This is a genomic window from Pseudomonas sp. S2_F07 (assembly GCF_054668325.1).
Window position 1 is genome coordinate 5,884,549 of record NZ_CP162758.1, and the last position, 18,908, is coordinate 5,903,456.

General features: G+C 60.7%; 14 protein-coding genes. 7 read left to right on the top strand and 7 right to left on the bottom strand.

Annotated elements, in window-relative coordinates; all coding sequences use genetic code 11:
* Positions 1 to 53 precede the first annotated feature (53 nt).
* The 3 genes from AB4O40_RS26755 to acnA form a co-directional block, all read right to left on the bottom strand.
* Positions 54 to 1,619: a methyl-accepting chemotaxis protein gene (locus AB4O40_RS26755; protein WP_056721976.1), complete on the bottom strand. Its 1,566-nt coding sequence runs from the start codon at positions 1,617 to 1,619 to the stop codon at positions 54 to 56.
* Positions 1,620 to 1,724: 105 nt separating this feature from the next.
* On the bottom strand, positions 1,725 to 2,516 hold the full coding sequence (locus tag AB4O40_RS26760) for a CPBP family intramembrane glutamic endopeptidase (RefSeq protein ID WP_223542345.1): 792 nt from the start codon (positions 2,514 to 2,516) through the stop codon (positions 1,725 to 1,727).
* Positions 2,517 to 2,761: 245 nt separating this feature from the next.
* Positions 2,762 to 5,503, bottom strand: a complete 2,742-nt coding sequence (gene acnA / locus AB4O40_RS26765; RefSeq protein ID WP_460057249.1) for an aconitate hydratase AcnA — start codon at positions 5,501 to 5,503, stop codon at positions 2,762 to 2,764.
* Between the two features lie 222 nt (positions 5,504 to 5,725).
* On the opposite strand from acnA, the gene rlmM reads away from it, so the two are divergent.
* Together rlmM and tusA are read left to right on the top strand one after the other, a co-directional pair.
* Positions 5,726 to 6,799, top strand: coding sequence for a 23S rRNA (cytidine(2498)-2'-O)-methyltransferase RlmM (gene rlmM, locus AB4O40_RS26770; protein ID WP_056721982.1), 1,074 nt, complete (start codon positions 5,726 to 5,728; stop codon positions 6,797 to 6,799).
* 178 nt (positions 6,800 to 6,977) lie between these two features.
* Complete coding sequence (gene tusA / locus AB4O40_RS26775) at positions 6,978 to 7,229, top strand: sulfurtransferase TusA (protein ID WP_056721984.1); 252 nt, start codon at positions 6,978 to 6,980, stop codon at positions 7,227 to 7,229.
* Positions 7,230 to 7,277: 48 nt separating this feature from the next.
* Here tusA and AB4O40_RS26780 read toward each other — a convergent pair whose 3' ends face one another.
* Positions 7,278 to 8,687 (bottom strand): MATE family efflux transporter, encoded by a 1,410-nt coding sequence (locus AB4O40_RS26780; RefSeq protein ID WP_056722306.1) that lies wholly within the window; start codon positions 8,685 to 8,687, stop codon positions 7,278 to 7,280.
* Positions 8,688 to 8,969: 282 nt separating this feature from the next.
* Here AB4O40_RS26780 and pdxB point away from each other — a divergent pair, with 282 nt between their 5' ends.
* Positions 8,970 to 10,112, top strand: coding sequence for a 4-phosphoerythronate dehydrogenase PdxB (gene pdxB, locus AB4O40_RS26785; protein ID WP_056721986.1), 1,143 nt, complete (start codon positions 8,970 to 8,972; stop codon positions 10,110 to 10,112).
* 190 nt (positions 10,113 to 10,302) lie between these two features.
* On the opposite strand, the gene AB4O40_RS26790 is transcribed toward pdxB, so the two are convergent.
* A complete protein-coding gene (locus AB4O40_RS26790; protein ID WP_046041374.1) occupies positions 10,303 to 10,482 on the bottom strand; it encodes a PA1571 family protein in 180 nt (59 codons plus the stop codon).
* Between the two features lie 260 nt (positions 10,483 to 10,742).
* Here AB4O40_RS26790 and AB4O40_RS26795 point away from each other — a divergent pair, with 260 nt between their 5' ends.
* Both AB4O40_RS26795 and AB4O40_RS26800 read left to right on the top strand, forming a co-directional pair.
* Positions 10,743 to 12,509, top strand: a complete 1,767-nt coding sequence (locus AB4O40_RS26795; protein WP_460154619.1) for an ABC transporter transmembrane domain-containing protein — start codon at positions 10,743 to 10,745, stop codon at positions 12,507 to 12,509.
* Positions 12,510 to 12,577: 68 nt separating this feature from the next.
* Positions 12,578 to 13,621 (top strand): Fic family protein, encoded by a 1,044-nt coding sequence (locus AB4O40_RS26800; RefSeq protein WP_056722307.1) that lies wholly within the window; start codon positions 12,578 to 12,580, stop codon positions 13,619 to 13,621.
* Positions 13,622 to 13,676: 55 nt separating this feature from the next.
* Here the strand turns inward: AB4O40_RS26800 and AB4O40_RS26805 are convergent, their stop codons facing one another.
* Positions 13,677 to 15,605: a transglycosylase SLT domain-containing protein gene (locus tag AB4O40_RS26805; RefSeq protein WP_056721990.1), complete on the bottom strand. Its 1,929-nt coding sequence runs from the start codon at positions 15,603 to 15,605 to the stop codon at positions 13,677 to 13,679.
* Positions 15,606 to 15,820: 215 nt separating this feature from the next.
* Between AB4O40_RS26805 and AB4O40_RS26810 the strand changes: the two genes are divergently transcribed.
* Positions 15,821 to 17,740, top strand: coding sequence for an ATP-binding cassette domain-containing protein (locus tag AB4O40_RS26810; protein WP_056721991.1), 1,920 nt, complete (start codon positions 15,821 to 15,823; stop codon positions 17,738 to 17,740).
* Between the two features lie 125 nt (positions 17,741 to 17,865).
* Here the strand turns inward: AB4O40_RS26810 and AB4O40_RS26815 are convergent, their stop codons facing one another.
* Positions 17,866 to 18,306, bottom strand: a complete 441-nt coding sequence (locus AB4O40_RS26815; protein ID WP_007974054.1) for a universal stress protein — start codon at positions 18,304 to 18,306, stop codon at positions 17,866 to 17,868.
* A gap of 104 nt (positions 18,307 to 18,410) precedes the next feature.
* Between AB4O40_RS26815 and AB4O40_RS26820 the strand changes: the two genes are divergently transcribed.
* Entirely contained in the window at positions 18,411 to 18,848 is a 438-nt protein-coding gene (locus AB4O40_RS26820; RefSeq protein WP_223542347.1) for a hypothetical protein, read from the top strand.
* The last annotated feature ends 60 nt before the right edge of the window (positions 18,849 to 18,908 follow it).

Genomic DNA, 18,908 nt, shown 5'->3' on the forward strand with positions numbered 1-18,908 from the left:
AATAAAAAACCCGGAAGTGTTCACTGTCCGGGTTTTTATCATTCCAGCAGCAATCAGCGGTTAAACCGCTCCACCAACGAATACTGTGTATTGGCAGTCTTGGTCAGCTCTTCACTCAACAACGCCGAGTTCTGTGCCTGTTCCGAGGTCTGGTCTGCCAGTTGCGAAATGTTGCTGATGTTGCGGCTGATCTCTTCGGCCACGGCGCTTTGCTCTTCGGTCGCGGCGGCGATCTGGGTGGTCATGTCGGTGATGTTGGCCACCGCTTCACTGATCCCCACCAGTGCCTGGTCCGCTTCCAGTACCCGCGCCACGCCTTCTTCAGCTTGACGGTGCCCGGCCTCCATGGTTTGCACGGCCGTGCTGGCGGTTTGCTGGAGCTTGGCGATCAGCGCATGAATCTGCCCGGTGGACTCGCTGGTGCGTTGCGCCAGTTGACGGACTTCGTCGGCCACCACCGCAAAACCACGACCCATCTCGCCGGCACGGGCCGCTTCGATGGCGGCGTTCAGCGCCAGCAGGTTGGTCTGGTCGGCGATGCCTTTGATCACATCGACCACGCCGCCGATTTCGTTGCTGTCCTTGGCCAGTTGGGTCACGGTCACGCCGGTTTCACCGACCACCACCGACAGGCGCTGGATGGCTTCGCGGGTTTCCCCGGCGATGTCACGACCGCGACCGGTCAGGCGATTGGCTTCCTGGGTGGCGTCGGCGGTGCGTTGCACGTGGCTGGCGACTTCCTGGGTGGTGGCGGCCATCTGGTTGACCGCGGTGGCCACCTGTTCGGTTTCGACCCGTTGACGTTCCAGGCCGCTGGAGCTGTTGTGCGCCAGGGCGTCGGACTGTCTGGCCTGATCGGTCAGGTGTTCGGCCGTGTCCTGCAGACGCGTCAGGCAGGTTTTCAGGCGTGCTTCCTGGCTCAGGATGGACATTTCCAGGCGCGCCTGGGCGCCGCGACTGTCGGTGTACATCTGTGCGATCAACGGATCGGAGGTGGTTTGCTCGGCCAGGCGCAGCAAACGCTTGAGGCCTCGCTGTTGCCACTGGAGGCCCATCAGGCCCAGCGGCACCGAAAGACCGGCAGCCAGGGCAAACCCCCAATGGGAGTTCAGCGATGCACCGATCATGAAGCTCAATTGGCTGACCAGGATGAACGGCAGCCAGTCCTGCAGGATCGGCAGCCATTTATCCGAGGAGGGAATGGCCGACTTGCCCTGGTTGATGCGTTGGTAGAGCGCTTCGGCGCGGCGGATCTGTTCGGCGGTGGGCTTGACCCGTACCGACTCGTAACCGATCACCTGTTTGCCTTCGAAAACCGGTGTCACATAGGCGTTCACCCAGTAATGATCACCGGTCTTGCAGCGATTCTTGACAATGCCCATCCATGGCAAGCCTTGTTTCAGCGTGTCCCACATGTGGGCGAACACCGCGGCCGGGACGTCGGGGTGACGGACCAGATTGTGCGGTGCACGGATCAGTTCCTCTCGGGAAAACCCGCTGATCTCGACGAAAGCGTCGTTACAGTAGGTGATCATGCCCTTGGCATCGGTGGTGGAAATCAACCGTTGCTGAGCCGGGAAGGTCCGCTCGCGTTGTGTAATTGGCTGGTTGTTACGCATGGCTTTTTTAATCCGCAAGGCTTTCAAGTGCTATATCGGCGAAGCCGGCGGATTGTTGAGCTTATTTTTCGATAATCAGCGATGCGTCGCAAAATGACCCTTGCGTCAGCCGGCGAGCATCGGATAGGTGAACAGACCGAAATGCAGCAGGTTCAAGCCAAAGTGACTGGCAATGGCGGCGCCCAGCCCGCCGAACCGGTAGGCCAGGCCATAGCCGACCCCGGCCAGCGTTGCCAGCAATACCCACTGCCATCCTGCGCCGATATGGGCCAGGCCGAAGACCAATGACGCCAGCAGCAGGGCGAGAAGTTCACCGTAGGGCCGGTCTTTGAGGTGTCGGCTCAGGCCGCCCTGAATGTAGCCACGGAACAGCGCTTCTTCGACCAGCGTCACTAGCAGCAGATTGTTCAGCAACCACAGCCAGGCTTGATCCGGCCATTTCGGCGACCAGGCGATGACCCCCAACAAGAGCGCGCCGCCCAATGCCAGCATGGCGCTCAAGGTCAGGGCCAGTGCGGTGGCATACAGCGACAACCGAAGTGAACGGCGACCGACAATCCACGGACAAACCAGTAACAGCCAGAAGCCGATCAGCGGTTTGTCCAGGTTCAGGTGCATGGCGAATGACACGGCATCGTCGGTAAAACGCTGGGGATCGATAACGCGACCGTTATAGAAGCCGGGTAGCCAATGCGTCGCCAATGCCAGGGCCAGGACGATGAACAGGCCGTGGCCGAGGTAGCGGGCAAAAGGGATGTCGCGTTGGCGGACGGCGACACCTGCGACCAGCAACAGGAACACCGAAATTGCCGAGAGCCAGCCGAGATGGCCGTAGGTCAGCGCCAGGCCGTAGCCGAAGGAAAGCAGGGCCAGAAACGTCCATGGCAGGGCAATCATTTGAAGTCCTTAGAGATGAATAGCTTTTGTGGCGAGGGAGCTTGCTCCCGCTGGGCTGCGAAGCGGCCCCAATAACAATCAACCCGGTGTGCCAGATGAAATGCATCTGCAGGGCTGGCGACTGCTTCGCAGTCGAGCGGGAGCAAGCTCCCTCGCCACAGATGGGGGGTGTCCTGAGGGCTGCGATTATAAGCGCAGTCCAAATACAAACACCGCCCGAAGGCGGTGTTTGTGTCGGTCGTCCGTTACGAAGCGATCAACTGCCGCAACACGTAATGCAGAATCCCTCCGGACTTGAAGTACTCCACCTCATTGAGCGTATCGATGCGGCACAACACCTCGATCTTCTCGCTGCTGCCGTCTTCGCGGGTGATGACCAGCGTCAGGTTCATCCGTGGCGTCAGCTCGACGCCGGTCAAGCCGAGGATGTCCAGGGTCTCGCTGCCACCCAGGTTCAGGCTCTTGCGGTTCTGATCCAGCTTGAACTGCAATGGCAGCACGCCCATGCCCACCAGGTTGGAGCGGTGAATTCGTTCGAAGCTTTCGGCGACGACCGCTTTCACCCCTAGCAGGTTGGTGCCCTTGGCGGCCCAGTCGCGACTCGAGCCGGTGCCGTATTCCTGGCCGGCGATCACCACCAGTGGTGTACCTGAAGCCTGATAGCGCATGGCGGCGTCGTAGATCGACATTTTTTCGCCGGTGGGAATGTAGCGGGTGTTGCCGCCTTCCTCGCCGCCGAGCATTTCGTTGCGTATGCGGATATTGGCGAAGGTGCCGCGCATCATCACTTCATGGTTGCCACGCCGCGAGCCATAGGAGTTGAAGTCTCGCGGTTCCACGCCTTTGTCGCGCAGGTATTGCCCTGCCGGGCTGTCGACCTTGATGTTGCCAGCCGGGGAGATGTGGTCGGTGGTCACCGAGTCGCCCAGCAGTGCGAGGATCCCGGCGCCGCTGACATCCTTGACCACGGGCGGCGGGCCGCCGATGTCGTCGAAGAACGGCGGATGCTGGATGTAGGTCGAGTCGTCCTGCCAGACATAGGTCGCCGCCTGCGGAACCTTGATCGCCTGCCATTGCGCGTCACCGGCAAACACTTCGGCGTATTCCTTGTGGAACATGGCGGTGTTCACCTGATTCACGGCGTCGGCAATTTCCTTGCTGCTTGGCCAGATGTCCCGCAGGTAAACCGGGTTGCCATCCTTGTCATCGCCTAGCGGCTCGCGGGTGAGGTCGGTGCGCACCGTGCCGGCCAGCGCGTAGGCGACCACCAGCGGCGGGGAGGCCAGCCAGTTGGTTTTCACCAGCGGATGCACCCGGCCTTCGAAGTTGCGATTGCCCGAGAGTACGGAGGCCACGGTGAGGTCGGCTTGCTGGATGGCTTTCTCGATGGGCTCCGACAGCGGCCCGGAGTTGCCGATGCAGGTGGTGCAGCCATAGCCGACCAGGGCAAAGCCCAATTCATCGAGGTATTGGGTCAGGCCGGCCGCCTTATAGTAGTCGGTCACCACTTTCGAGCCGGGGGCCAGCGAGCTCTTCACCCAGGGTTTGCGTTTCAGGCCTTTTTCCACAGCCTTCTTCGCCACCAGCCCGGCCGCCATCATCACGCTGGGGTTGGAGGTGTTGGTGCAGGAGGTGATCGCGGCGATGACTACGGCGCCGTTTTTCAGGCGATAGGTCTGGCCTTCGTAGTCGTAATCCGCTTCGCCGGCCATATCGGCATTGCCGACGGCAACACCGCCACCGCCTTCGCTTTCCAGGCGGCCTTCTTCCTTGCTGGTGGGCTTGAATTGCAGGTCGGTGAAGTCGCTGAATGCTTGCGCGACGTTGGGCAGCGACACCCGGTCCTGTGGACGTTTTGGTCCGGCGAGGCTGGCTTCAACGCTGGCCATGTCCAGCGCCAGGCTGTCGGTGAAGGCGGGTTCCTGGCCGGGCAGGCGCCACAGGCCCTGGGCCTTGCTGTAGGCCTCCACCAGTTGCACCGATTCCAGGGGCCGGCCGGACAGGCGAAGGTATTCCAGCGTAATGTCGTCCACCGGGAAGAAACCGCAGGTGGCGCCGTATTCCGGGGCCATGTTGGCGATGGTCGCGCGGTCGGCCAGGGGCAGGTCGGCAAGGCCATCGCCGTAGAATTCGACGAATTTGCCCACCACGCCTTTCTTGCGCAGCATCTGGGTCACAGTCAGCACCAGGTCGGTGGCGGTGATGCCTTCCTTGAGTCTGCCGGTGAGTTTGAAACCGATGACTTCGGGAATCAGCATCGATACGGGTTGCCCGAGCATCGCCGCTTCCGCCTCGATACCGCCGACGCCCCAGCCAAGCACGCCGAGGCCGTTGATCATGGTGGTGTGGGAATCGGTGCCCACCAGGGTGTCGGGGAAGGCATAGGTGCGGCCGTCCTCGTCCTTGGTCCAGACGGTGCGGGCGAGGTATTCAAGATTCACCTGGTGGCAGATCCCGGTGCCCGGCGGCACTACGCTGAAATTGTCGAAGGCACTCTGGCCCCAGCGCAGGAACGCATAACGTTCGCCATTGCGTTGCATTTCAATGTCGACGTTCTGCTCGAAGGCGCTGCTGCTGGCGAACTTGTCGACCATCACCGAGTGGTCGATCACCAGGTCCACCGGCGACAGCGGGTTGATCCGCTGCGGATTGCCGCCGGCCTTGGCCATCGCCGCACGCATGGCGGCCAGGTCGACCACCGCCGGTACACCGGTGAAGTCCTGCATCAGCACCCGCGCCGGGCGGTACTGGATTTCGCGGTCGGAGCGACGCTCCTTGAGCCACGCGGCCAGTGCCTTGAGGTCGGCGCCGGTGACGGTTTTTTCGTCCTCCCAGCGCAGCAGGTTTTCCAGCAGGACTTTCAACGACATCGGCAGCTTGTCCAGGTCGCCCAGGCTTTTGGCGGCATCGGGCAGGCTGAAGTAGTGGTAGGTCTTGTTGCCGACTTGCAGGGTCTTGAGCGTATTCAGGCTATCGAGGGACGGCATTGCGATCACTCCTTTGAGTCCGCACGGCTACGGACAGAGGGGACGGGCAGAGGACTAAACCTAGTCCTCTTTGCTGCTTAAGGCTAATAACTGGACTCTATCGCTGAGTCCGGGGTTCCGAAGTCGGCTATCATGCGCGGGTTTTCGTGACAGGCTTTGCTTCAACGCAAGCCTGGGCATCGCGCAGTGGCCGAAATTCCTCGCCATTGCCCAGGAGTAAGAATGAACACCCTCTTTATGCATTGCCGGCCGGGCTTCGAAGGCGAAGTCTGTTCCGAGATTTCCGACCTCGCCGCGCGCTTGAACGTGGCCGGATATGCCAAGGCCAAGGCGGCAACTGCCTGCGCCGAGTTTGTCTGCACCGAAGAAGACGGCGCCGAGCGCCTGATGCGCGGGCAGCGTTTCGCCGAGCTGATCTTTCCGCGCCAGTGGGCTCGGGGGATCTTCATCGATCTGCCGGAAACCGACCGCATCAGTGTGATCCTTGCGCATATGGCGGACTTTCCTCTGTGCGGCAGCCTGTGGCTGGAAATGGTCGACACCAACGACGGCAAGGAACTGTCGAACTTCTGCAAGAAATTCGAAGTGCATCTGCGCAAGGCACTGATGGCGGCCGGCAAGCTGGTGGAAGATGCCCACAAACCGCGTTTGCTGTTGACGTTCAAGAGCGGCCGCGAAGTGTTCATGGGCCTGGCGGAGTCGAACAACTCGGCGATGTGGCCGATGGGCATTCCCCGTTTGAAGTTCCCCCGCGAGGCCCCGAGCCGCTCGACGCTGAAGCTGGAAGAGGCCTGGCACCACTTCATCCCGCGTGACCAGTGGGACGAACGCCTGCATGGCGACATGACCGGCGTTGACCTGGGTGCCGCCCCCGGTGGCTGGACCTGGCAACTGGTCAACCGCGGCATGCTGGTGACCGCCATCGACAACGGCCCGATGGCCGAAAGCCTGATGGACACCGGTCTGGTGCAGCACTTGATGGCTGACGGTTTCACCTTCAAGCCCAAGCAACCGGTGGACTGGATGGTCTGCGACATCGTCGAGAAGCCGGCGCGCAACGCTGCGATGCTGGAAGAGTGGATCGGCGACGGCCACTGCCGCGAGGCGGTGGTCAACCTCAAGCTGCCGATGAAACAGCGCTATGCCGAAGTGAAGCGCTTGCTCGAGCGCATTGCCGATGGCTTCAAGGCCCGGGGCATCAAGGTGGAGATCGGCTGCAAGCAGCTGTACCACGACCGCGAGGAAGTGACCTGCCATTTGCGCCGGCTGGATGTGAAGAAGCCGAAAACCCGCTGATCACGCAAGTCCCTGTGGGAGCGAGCTTGCTCGCGATAGCGGTGGGTCAGTTGAAATCAATGTTGACTGACCTGACGCCATCGCGAGCAAGCTCGCTCCCACAGGGTACGGCGTTATGCCATAGATGACGTTACACCCGGCAATGCGCGACAATGCCGGCCAGTTTCAGGAGTGAATCATGAGTGAAATGCTTGATACGCCGGTAGACGGCACCCTCGACGCCACCGGCCTCAACTGCCCCGAGCCGGTGATGATGCTGCACCAGCACATCCGTGACCTGGTGCCCGGCGGCCTGCTCAAAGTAATCGCCACTGACCCCTCGACCCGTCGCGACATTCCCAAGTTCTGCGTGTTTCTCGACCATGAACTGGTGGCGCAGCACGAAGATGAGGGCACCTACCTCTACTGGATTCGCAAGAAGTCTGTTTAACGGTAGCCAAAAAAAGACCTGCAAAAGCAGGTCTTTTTGTTTGTGCAATCAACCCGCCGAGCGGCTGTTACGAATCCGTCGGCGCGCACTGAGCGTCAGGCGGATCGACAGCATCAGCGCCGCACAGCTCAAACCGGCAATCAAGCCTTCCCACAGCCCGCTCGGGCCGCTGGCCGGACCGAACAAGTCGGTCAGTCCCAGCACGTAGCCGACCGGCAGGCCGATGCCCCAATAGGCGAACAAGGTCAGGATCATCGTCACCCGGGTGTCCTGGTATCCACGCAGCGCACCCGCGCAGATCACCTGGATGGCATCGGAAAACTGGTACAGCGCGGCGTACACAATCAACATCGACGCAATCTGGATCACGGCCTTGTCAGGCGTGTAGATCGACGCGATAGGTTCGCGCAGGAGCAGGATCAGGGCCGCCGAGAACGCCGCGAACACCAGTGCCGCGCCGAGCCCGACCTTCGCCGCGAAGCGCGCCTGCCAGGGATTACCGGCTCCCAGTGCCTGGCCGACGCGCACGGTCACCGCCATGCCCAGCGAATAAGGAATCATGAACAGCAACGAGCTGATATTCAGGGCGATTTGATGCCCGGCCACCACGGTGGAGCCAAGGCTGCCGATCAACAGGGCAATGACCGCGAAGATGCTGGACTCGGCGAACACGGCGATACCGATCGGCAGGCCAATGCTGACCAGACGCTTGATCACGGCCCATTTCGGGCGGTCGAAGCGTACCAGCACACGGGTGCGGGCATAGAAGGGGGCCCAGAAGGTCCAGCCGGCCATGCTCAACGCCATGAACCACATCACAATGCCGCTGGCCCAGCCGCACCCGACGCCGCCCAGGGCCGGTGCGCCGAAATGGCCATAGATCAACGTGTAGTTCAACGGGATGTTCAGCAGTAGCCCGCACAAGCCGATGACCATGCTCGGGCGGGTACGGCCCATGCCATCGCTGTAGCAGCGCAGCACGTAATAAAACGCCATGCCCGGCAAGCCGAAGGCGATCCCGTGCAGGTACCCCATGCTCGGCTCGATCAATTGCGGATCGACTTTCATCCAGTGCAGGATTGGCTCGGCGCCGAGCAGCAGGCCACTGCCGATCAACCCGACACACAGTGCCAGCCACAGCGCCTGGCGTACCAGCGGGCCGATTTCGTCAAGTTGCCCGGCGCCAAAGCGTTGCGCGACCTTGGGGGTGGTGGCCAGCAGGACGCCGGACATCAACAGGTAGACCGGAATCCAGATCGAATTGCCCAAGGCCACCGAGGCCAGGTCCCGTGGGCTGACGCGGCCGGCCATCACCGCATCGACGAAGCCCATGGCCGTGGTTGCCAGTTGCGCGATCATGATCGGCAGGGCCAGGCTGAGCAGGCCTTTTAGCTCCAGGCGAACGGGGGTCGTCCGCGCCGGAGCAATGGCGGCGGTATTCTCAATTACAGGATTCAATGGCGAAACGTCCAAAAGGTATTGATGCACAGGCGCGCATTCTACGCGTTGACGCGGCAGTCAGGAAAAGACCCGTGTTACCGATTTGTAATCAAAACCTGTGGGAGCGGGTTTGCTCGCGAAGGGGGAGTGTCAGTCACCATTAATGTTGCCTGGCACACTGCTTTCGCGAGCAAGCCCGCTCCCACAAAGTAACTTGCGCTTCAGACACAAGTGAACAATGCCCGCTGGCCCACCACCCGCATCTACGCCTAAACTGCCGATCCGCCAAAGGAGCCTGCCATGCTGATTGTTGCCGACGAAAATATCCCCCTGCTCGATGCCTTCTTCGAGGGTTTCGGCGAAATCCGCCGGGTACCGGGTCGTGCCATCGACCGCGCCACGGTCGAGCAGGCCGATGTTCTGTTGGTGCGTTCGGTGACCAACGTCAATCGCGCTCTGCTCGAGGGCAGCAAGGTGCGCTTTGTCGGTACGTGCACCATCGGCACCGATCATCTGGACCTGAATTACTTCAAACAGGCCGGCATCACCTGGTCCAGCGCACCGGGCTGCAATGCCCGTGGCGTGGTCGACTATGTGCTCGGCAGCCTGCTGACCCTGGCCGAAATCGAAGGCGTCGACCTGACCCGGCGTACTTACGGGGTGGTTGGTGCTGGCGAAGTGGGTGGGCGGCTGGTCAAGGTCCTGCAAGGCCTGGGCTGGAAAGTGCTGGTGTGCGATCCACCTCGGCAAGCGGCGCAAGGAGGGGATTACGTCAACCTCGAGCAGATCATCGATGAGTGCGACGTCATCAGCCTGCACACGCCATTGACTAAGCAGGGCCAGCAATCGACCTGGCACTTGTTCGATGAACAACGTCTGAATCAGCTCCGGTCCGGCACCTGGCTGATCAACGCCAGTCGCGGGCCGGTGGTCAACAACGCGGCACTGCGCGATGTGCTGCTGGAGCGCGAAGACCTGCAAGCAGTGCTCGATGTCTGGGAAGGCGAGCCTGAGGTCGACGTGGCGCTGGCCGAGCTCTGCGTGCTGGCAACGCCACACATTGCCGGTTACAGCCTCGACGGCAAGCAGCGGGGCACCGCGCAGATTTATCAGGCGTATTGCGATTTCCTCGGGCAACCGGCCCGCGTCAGCCTGGGCGATTTGCTACCGGCACCGTGGCTTTCGCACGTGACCCTCAATGCCCAAAGCGACCCGGCCTGGGCGTTGGCGATGCTGTGCCGTGGCGTGTATGACCCGCGTCGTGACGATGCCGATTTCCGTCGCAGCCTTGTCGGCAGTGTCAGCGAGCAGCGTGCGGCATTCGATGTGTTGCGCAAGCAATACCCGTCGCGCCGCGAGATCGACGGGTTGCAGGTGCGGATCGAGGGGGATGCGCCGCAGTTGCAGCGTATTGTGGCGGCGTTGGGGGCGACACTGGTTTAAAGACCGCATTGGCCTTATCGCGGGCAAGCCCGCTCCCACAGGAGCCGCGTTGGATACAAATGTTGTGTACGACCCGGATCCCCTGTGGGAGCGGGCTTGCTCGCGAAGGGCGCGCCACAGTCCCGGATTGGATAAGCAGGCATAAAAAACCCGGCCAACAATGGGCCGGGTCAAGAAGACGGTGGCTATATCACTTTTGTTCGGCAGGTTTGACCAATCGCTTTTCCAGTTCGCTGCAAGCTTTCTGGATCATTTCTTCAGTGATCGGTACTTCGCGACCCTGCTCGTCAATAATCGAGCAACCCAGAGACTGGTCTGGTTGCGTGCGGATCACTTGAATCTTGTCATCGCTGCTGTGTTGCAAGGACATGGCCTGTCTCCTCATCAGGTTGTTAGCTCACTGTAGAACCGCCAGGTGACCGGGCTATGACAACTCCCTGCGATCTTTCCGGGGGGACAGAACCAGTCCAGCAGAAATGCCTTCGCCTGGCTACCCGAACTTTAGACCAATAGCGTCTAGCCTCTAGTGTTGGTGGACATAATCAACCGGACTCATTGTGATTTGCAGCGAGCCACCCCATTGAGCGGTATAGGCTGACCCTAATGACTGCCTTGTCCAGGATAATTACGATGCTCTCTGCCCGTCACCGCCGTGCCATTCGCCTGGCCAGCCGTTTCATTGCGCCGTATCGCTGGCAGGCCATTGGCGCCTTGCTGGCGTTGATCGCCACCGCCGGCATCACCTTGTCCATGGGGCAGGGCATCCGCCTGCTGGTGGACAAGGGGTTCATGACCCAGTCACCGCACCTGCTCAATCAGTCCATCGGTCTGTTCATGGTGCTGGTGGCGGGGTTGGCGATCGGAACCTTTGCACGGTTTTACCTGGTGTCGTGGATCGGCGAGCGCTGCGTCGCCGACATCCGCCGCAACGTGTTCAATCACCTGATTTACCTGCATCCGGGGTTTTACGAAGACAATCGCAGCTCGGAAATCCAGTCCCGCCTGACCGCCGACACCACGCTGCTGCAATCGGTCATCGGCTCTTCGCTGTCGTTGTTCCTGCGCAATCTGTTGATGGTGATCGGCGGGATCATCCTGTTGTTCATCACCAACCCCAAGCTCACCAGCATCGTGGTGGTTGCCTTGCCCTCGGTGATCGCGCCGATCCTGATCTTCGGGCGCCGGGTGCGTAACCTCTCACGCCTGAGCCAGGACCGGATTGCCGATATCGGCAGCTATGTGTCCGAAACCCTGGGCCAGATCAAGACCGTGCAGGCCTACAACCATCAGGCCCAGGACGAGCGCCGGTTTGCCGTGACCGTGGAAGAGGCGTTCAACACCGCACGCAAGCGCATCTTCCAGCGGGCCTGGCTGATTACCCTGGTGATCGTGCTGGTATTGGGCGCGGTCGGGGTGATGCTCTGGGTCGGCGGCATGGACGTCATCGCCGGGCGGATTTCCGCCGGCGAGCTGGCGGCGTTCGTGTTCTACAGCCTGATCGTCGGCAGCGCGTTCGGTACCTTGAGCGAAGTGATTGGCGAGTTGCAGCGGGCAGCCGGCGCGGCCGAGCGGATTGCCGAGTTGCTGCGCTCAGAAAACATCATCCTGGCGCCAGTGGCGGGCGCGGTGAAACTGCCTGAGCGTGTCGAAGGCCAGTTGCAACTGCACAATGTGCGTTTTTCCTACCCGTCGCGGCCGCAAAGCTATGCTGTCGACGGCTTGAGCCTGACCGTCAATGCTGGTGAGACGCTGGCGCTGGTCGGGCCATCAGGGGCCGGTAAATCCACGGTGTATGACTTGCTGCTGCGATTTTACGACCCGGCCGAAGGGCGCATCCTGCTCGATGGCGTGCCATTGACTCAACTCGACCCGCTGGACCTGCGCCGCTGTTTCGCCCTGGTGTCGCAAACCCCGGCGCTGTTTTTCGGCAGCATTGAAGAAAACATTCGCTACGGCAATCCACAGGCGACCTTGGCCGAGGTGCAGGAGGCGGCAAAAATCGCTTACGCCCATGACTTTATCGAAGCCATGCCCAACGGTTACCAGACTCATCTGGGGGACGGCGGTCTCGGCTTGTCCGGTGGCCAGCGCCAACGCCTGGCCATCGCCCGCGCGTTGCTGGTGGACGCGCCGATCCTGCTCCTGGACGAAGCCACCAGCGCCCTCGATGCCCAGAGCGAACACCTGATCCAGCAGGCGCTGCCAAGCCTGATGAAAAACCGCACCACCCTGGTGATAGCCCATCGCCTGGCCACGGTGAAAAACGCCGATCGCATCGCAGTGATGGATCAGGGGAAGCTGGTAGCGGTGGGCACGCATCAGGAGCTTATCGCCAGTAATGCGTTGTATGCGCGGTTGGCGGCGTTGCAGTTTAGTGATGGACATGAAGCGGCATGAATGACTACTGATGAATGACGCCCGGTTCGGGCATTATGTCGTCCTCTGTTATGAGCCCGGATGAGGATATGAGCCGTTATCAACCACCGCTGACCTTGACGACGAAAATGTTGTCGCTGATCGCCGATATCAGCGAACAGATCGGTCAGCTTACGGCTATGGACGAACGCCTGCAGACACCTCAGTTACGTCGTGGCAATCGGATTCGAACGATTCAGGCTTCTTTGGCCATCGAAAACAATTCGCTGAGCATCGAGCAGGTGACTGCCGTTCTGGCAGGGCAGCGTGTGCTGGGGTTGCCTCGGGAAATCCAGGAAGTACGAAATGCGTTTGCTGCTTACGAAGCCATGCCTGATTGGCAGCCAAGTAGCCGGACCGATTTACTGCGTGCCCATGAATTGCTGATGGGCGGATTGATTGATGAATACGGGCAGTTTCGTCGAACCGGCGTGGGTATCTATCGTGGCGATAAGTTGATCCATATGGCGCCGCCGCCGAGTCGCGTTGTGCACTTGATTGATGATTTGTTGGCGTGGCTTGGTGCCTCGGACTGGCATCCGCTGATTACCAGCTGCGTCTTTCATTATGAATTTGAGTTCATCCATCCCTTCGCTGACGGTAACGGACGTATGGGACGCCTTTGGCAAACCCTGATACTCAGTCAGTGGCGCCCGGTATTATCTTATTTGCCGGTTGAGGCCGTGATTCGGGATCAGCAGGAGGCGTACTACGCGGCATTGTCGGCGGCCGATCTTTTGGCCGAATCAACGCCTTTCGTAGAGTTCATGTTGCGAGCCATGAGCCTTGCACTATCGGAGGCGGTACAGGGTGAGCCAGAAATCGACCCAGTAACCGACCCAGTAAGCGACCCAGTAGAGAAGTTGCTTTCTGCGCTGCATCTTAACGGTCCGCGAAAGATCAGCGAATTGATGGCTGACATCGGATTGGTGCACAAGGCGACCTTTCGGACTAACTATCTCAGGCCTGCATTAGCGGTCGAATGGATAGAGATGACCCATCCTGAGTCGCCAAGTAGTCCAGCACAAAAGTATCGCCTGACCCAGCTTGGAAAACAGGTCTTCGCACGGCTCAAGTCGGCAAAGAAATTCTGAGCAACAAAAAAAGCCCGCATCTGTGATGCGGGCTTTTTTTGCGGGTCGATTTGAATCATTGATCGTCGAAATACCGCTCATGCCAGTCCACGATCGGCTGTGGTGAATTGAGCTTCTCGCCATAGATCACCGAATACGACAGCACGTTTTGCACATACTGGCGGGTTTCGTCGAACGGAATGCTTTCCACCCACACGTCGAAACTCAAGTGATCGGCGCCGCGCAGCCATTGGCGCACTCGGCCGGGGCCGGCGTTGTAGGCGGCGGAGGCGAGGACGCGGTTGCCGTTGAACTGGCTGTGCACCTGGCTCAGATACGCGGCGCCGAGCTGGATGTTCTTGTCCGGATCCAGCAGTTGCTGTGGCGAGCTGTAGGGAATGCTGAACTTGCGCGCGGTTTCCTTGGCGGTGGCGGGCATCAGTTGCATCAGGCCCGAGGCGCCGACCCCGGAGCGGGCGTCGTCCATGAACGCACTTTCCTGGCGGGTGATGGCGAACGCCCAGCTCGGATGCAGGCCGCGGTTCTTCGCTTCACGCACCAGCGTATTGCGGTGGGCCATCGGGAAACGGATATCCAGGTCATCCCAATACTGGGCCTGACTGATGGTGCGGATCGCCGGGAAATACCATTTCAGGTCGTAGGCCAGTTTGGCCTGGGCGACCATTTCGTCGCGGCTGAAGTGGCGGCTGACGTGGTACCACTCGCGGCGACCGTCGACAATTTGCCCGCGAGCGTGCAGTTCAAGGGCGCGACGCACGCCGGGAGTGTTGCGCACCTTGTTGATGGTGGCCTGGCTGAGTACCAGCGGTTTGTTGAGCAGCGAGTAGGGCGACTGTGAGCGATCGGCGGCGAGGAAGCCATAGAAGTCGCGTTCGCGGGCCAGGTTTTTATAGAGTGTCTGCGCTTCCGGATTCTGCGGTTGCGCCAGTTCCAGGCTGCGGGCCTGCCAGTAACGCCAGCGGTTGGTGGTGGCCAGGTCCTGGGGCAGGCGGCGGGTCAACTGGTAGGCATCGTCCCAGCGCGCCAGGCGCAGGAGCAGGCGCAGGCGCCATTCGGAAACCGTGTTGTCGCGCAGTTCCGGATCGTATTTGGTCATGACGTCCAGGGCACGACCGTCGAAACGTTTGGCGAGGCTCAGCCCGATTTCCCGGGCGATCGCGACTTTTTCATCCCGGGAGAAATGCATGCTGCTGGCGTAACCGTCGAGCAGGTTCATGGCCCTGTCCGGATCCTGGCGAGCCAGGCGGCGCAGGCCGAGGCTGACCACGTCGGACATGGCTTCATCGGCCGGGGCGAAGCGTGACGGCTGGTTGAGCAGTTCCGGTTTCTGCGCCACGTCCACCAGCAAGCGACCGCGAGGTGCGAGGGTGGTCATGCCATTGACCAGGCTGTTGGCCAGCGGATAGTTGCGCGCCTGGGCGGCGAGTTTCGCGCGTTCCCAGCGTTTTTGCTCGGTCAACTGGCCATCGGCGGCCCACATGCCGAACAGGGCATCGCAGGCTTCGGGCTGGGATTTGCCGGTCAGCCAGAGCTTTTCAGTGTTGGCATAACCTTCGGCCTTGAGGTTGTGGCTGATCTGGTACTGCGCATTCAGGCAGTCCAGTTCGGTGAAGTTCATTTTCGGGTCGTAATACTTGACGAAGGTCGCCCAATCGCCCCGGTCTGCCAGCCAGCGCAACCAGCGCAGTTTCATCCAGTTGGCCTGGGGCAGGTCGCCGTGTTCGGCGAGGAATTTCTCGATTTCGGCGTTGCTCGCGGTTTTCAGGCGCGCGGTCAGCTCGTCGTACGCCAGGTAGGGTTCCAGCGGATAATCGGCGAGGGCCTGGCTGTAACGGAAATACGGGCCGCTATCGCCCTTGGCCAGGGCGCGCTTGGCTTCATCGTAATACTGGCGTTGGGTGGACAGGTCCACCGCCTGGGCGGATTGAACGGCAGCGGCAGACAGTAAAAAAGCAGATAAAAGATTGAAAAGGCGACTGCGCATGAGACGTCCGGGCAGAGAAAAATCATGACAAGCGCGGGCCAGGCCCGCGCTGAATTGTCTGTAGCTTAGCCTTTTGCCAGCAGCCGGTGAAAGCTTTGCGGGTCTTACCGCATCAGTTCGCAACATTTGTCCTTCAGAGTGCTGCGAGAGTGAAATTGCCGGCCTTCTGAAGCCTCAAGTCAGGTAGAATGCGCGCCCGGTTTTTGGAGAAGCTCATGACCCTGCTCAAATTCAGCGATGTGTCCCTTGCTTTCGGCGCTATGCCGTTGTTGGACAAGGTGTCCTGGCAGATCGCCCGTGGTGAGCGGGTGTGCATCATCGGCCGCAACGGCACTGGCAAGTCCAGCATGATGAAGCTCGTCAAGGGCGACCAGAAGCCCGATGACGGCTCCGTTTGGCGCGCACCCGGGCTCAAGATCGGCGAATTGCCGCAAGAATTGCCGGTGGCCGACGAGCGGACAGTGTTCGACGTAGTGGCCGAAGGCCTGGATGGTGTTGGCGCCTTGCTCGCCGAATATCACCACCTGAGCCAGAACATCGTCACCGACGCCGATCTGGATAAACTGATGCACGTCCAGCACGACCTCGAAGCCCGCGATGGCTGGCGTTTGCAGACCCTCGTCGACAGCACCTTGAGCCGCCTGCAACTGCCGGCCGACAAGACCCTCGCCGAGTTATCCGGCGGCTGGCGTCGTCGCGTCCTGCTGGCCCAGGCCCTGGTGTCCGAGCCGGACCTGCTGCTGCTCGACGAACCGACCAACCACCTGGACATCGGTGCCATCGCCTGGCTTGAAGAAGCGCTGAAGGATTTCCAGGGCGCCGTGCTGTTCATCACGCACGACCGTTCTTTCCTGCAGAACCTGGCAACCCGCATCCTCGAACTGGATCGCGGTGGCCTGATCGACTGGAACGGCGACTACGCCAGCTTCCTGGTGCACAAGGAAGCTGAACTCGCTGCCGAAGCCACTGCCAACGCGCTGTTCGACAAGCGCCTGGCCCAGGAAGAAGTGTGGATTCGCCAGGGCATCAAGGCCCGTCGCACCCGTAACGAAGGTCGTGTCCGTGCACTGAAAGCCTTGCGCGTCGAGCGTAGCGAGCGTCGTGAGCGTACCGGCAAGGCCAACATTCAGCTCGATACCGCCGACAAGTCCGGCAAGCAGGTCATGGTGCTCGAGAATGTGAGCTTCGCTCACCCGGGCGGGCCGTTCCTGATCAAGGACTTCTCCATGGTGCTGCAGCGTGGCGACCGTATCGGCCTGCTTGGCGCCAATGGTACCGGCAAGACCACCCTGCTGAAACTGATGCTCAGCGGCTTGCAGCCGACCAGCGGCAAAGTTGAAGAGGGCACCCGGATCGATGTCGCCTACTTCGACCAGTTGCGCCATCAGCTGGATCTGGAAAAGACCGTGATCGACAACGTGGCCGAAGGTCGCGACTTCATCGATATCGATGGCCAGAGCCGCCACGTGCTGAGCTACCTCGGCGACTTCCTGTTCAGCCCGCAGCGTGCCCGCACGCCGGTCAAGGCGCTGTCCGGTGGTGAGCGTGCCCGTCTGTTGCTGGCCAAGCTGTTCAGCAAGCCGGCGAACCTGCTGGTACTCGACGAACCGACCAACGACCTCGACGTCGAAACCCTCGAATTGCTCGAAGAGGTCTTGCTGACCTTCAACGGCACCGTACTGATGGTCAGCCACGACCGGGCATTCCTCGACAACGTGGTTACCAGCACTCTGGTCTTCGAAGGTGAAGGCAAGGTTCGCGAGTACGTCGGTGGCTATCAGGACTGGCTGCGTCAGGGCGGCTCGCCGCGCCTGCTGGGCGTGACCGAGAGCAAGTCCGGCAAGGCCGACCTGAACTCCGCGGTGGTGAAGGCCGAGCCTGCGCCGGTTGCGGCAGCGGTCGAAGCGCCAGTGGCAAAGAAAAAGCTCAGCTACAAGTTGCAGCGCGAGCTGGAAGCGTTGCCGGGGCAGATCGAAGCCATGGAGCAGCAGATTGCCGCCGTTGAAGCGCAGATGGCGGATGCCGGTTTCTACCAGCGTCCTGCGGCCGAAACGGCAGCGGTGATTGCTCAGTTGGAGCAATTGCAGGCTGAGCTCGACATCATGGTCGAGCGTTGGGCCGAGCTGGATGCCTGATTGATCCTGCAATAAAAAAGCCCGGCGCTCAGTGATGAACGCCGGGCTTTTCATATGCAATGCGATCTGCGGGCTGCCGTAGATCCAATGTGGGAGCAAGCCCGCTCCCACAATGATTTGTGTTGTCAGCTTTTGGTTTGCAGGCGTACAGCAAGCACATCGCAAGGCGCGCCGTGCAGCACGTCATTGGCGGTGGAGCCCAGCAGCAGTGCCAGGCCGTGCCGGCCATGGCTGCCCACCACGATCAGGTCGCAGGTTTGCTCCTTGGCCAGGTGGTGGATCTCCTGGCGTGGCTGGCCGTAGGTCAGGTGGCTGTATTCCCTGGAGAGCTCCGGATATTTCAGGATCAGGCGGTCAAGACGCTCCTTGGCCTGATCGAACTGCTGTTGTTGCAGTTGTGACAGGTCCATCGGCACGTCGCCGCCGAAGGCCATCGCCATCGGCTCGACAATGTGCACCAGCGACAATTTCGCACCGTTGCTCACCGACAGTTCGCGAGCGCGGTGAATCACAGGGTCGCACTCTTCGGTCAGATCTACAGCGACCAGAATATGGTTGTAGGGCATGAGGTGCTCCTCCTGAGGGATGCAATATTGGTAAGTATGGCTGGTTTCAAGCGCATTGGTTCCAAAGTGACACAATGGGCTCATTCAAATTCGGGAGTACAGATATGACGGTCTGGATAGTGGTGTCAATCCTGTTGGTGGTGCTGAGCCCACTGGCATGGTTGCGGCCGTCGCGAGTTCAGAGCGGGCGAATAGCCTTGCGGATGGAGGCCCGGCGCATCGGACTGGCCATGCAATTGGCACCTCAGGAGTGGCCACACTGGCTCAGCCAGGAGCCGCCGAGCCCTTGCGCCCAGTACCATCGTCCGCGGCGCGGCCGTCAGCCGACGTGCTGGAGTTACTGGCAAAAATCACCGGGTGTCTGGGTCAATCAGTGGCAGGAAATCTGTGAAGATCGTTCGTTGCTCGATCATTTCGAAAAATTGCCAGGCAATGTCTTCAAGGTCGAGGCCGACAAGCAAATAATCGCCTTGTATTGGGGCGAGAAGGGCGAGGCCGAGGTTTTGCAACGGATCGATGCCACCCTCAAGGCGCTGGCCTGACACCGCAGCCAGTAAAAATCATCAGGCAATAAAAAGCCCGACAAAATCATCGGGCGGGTT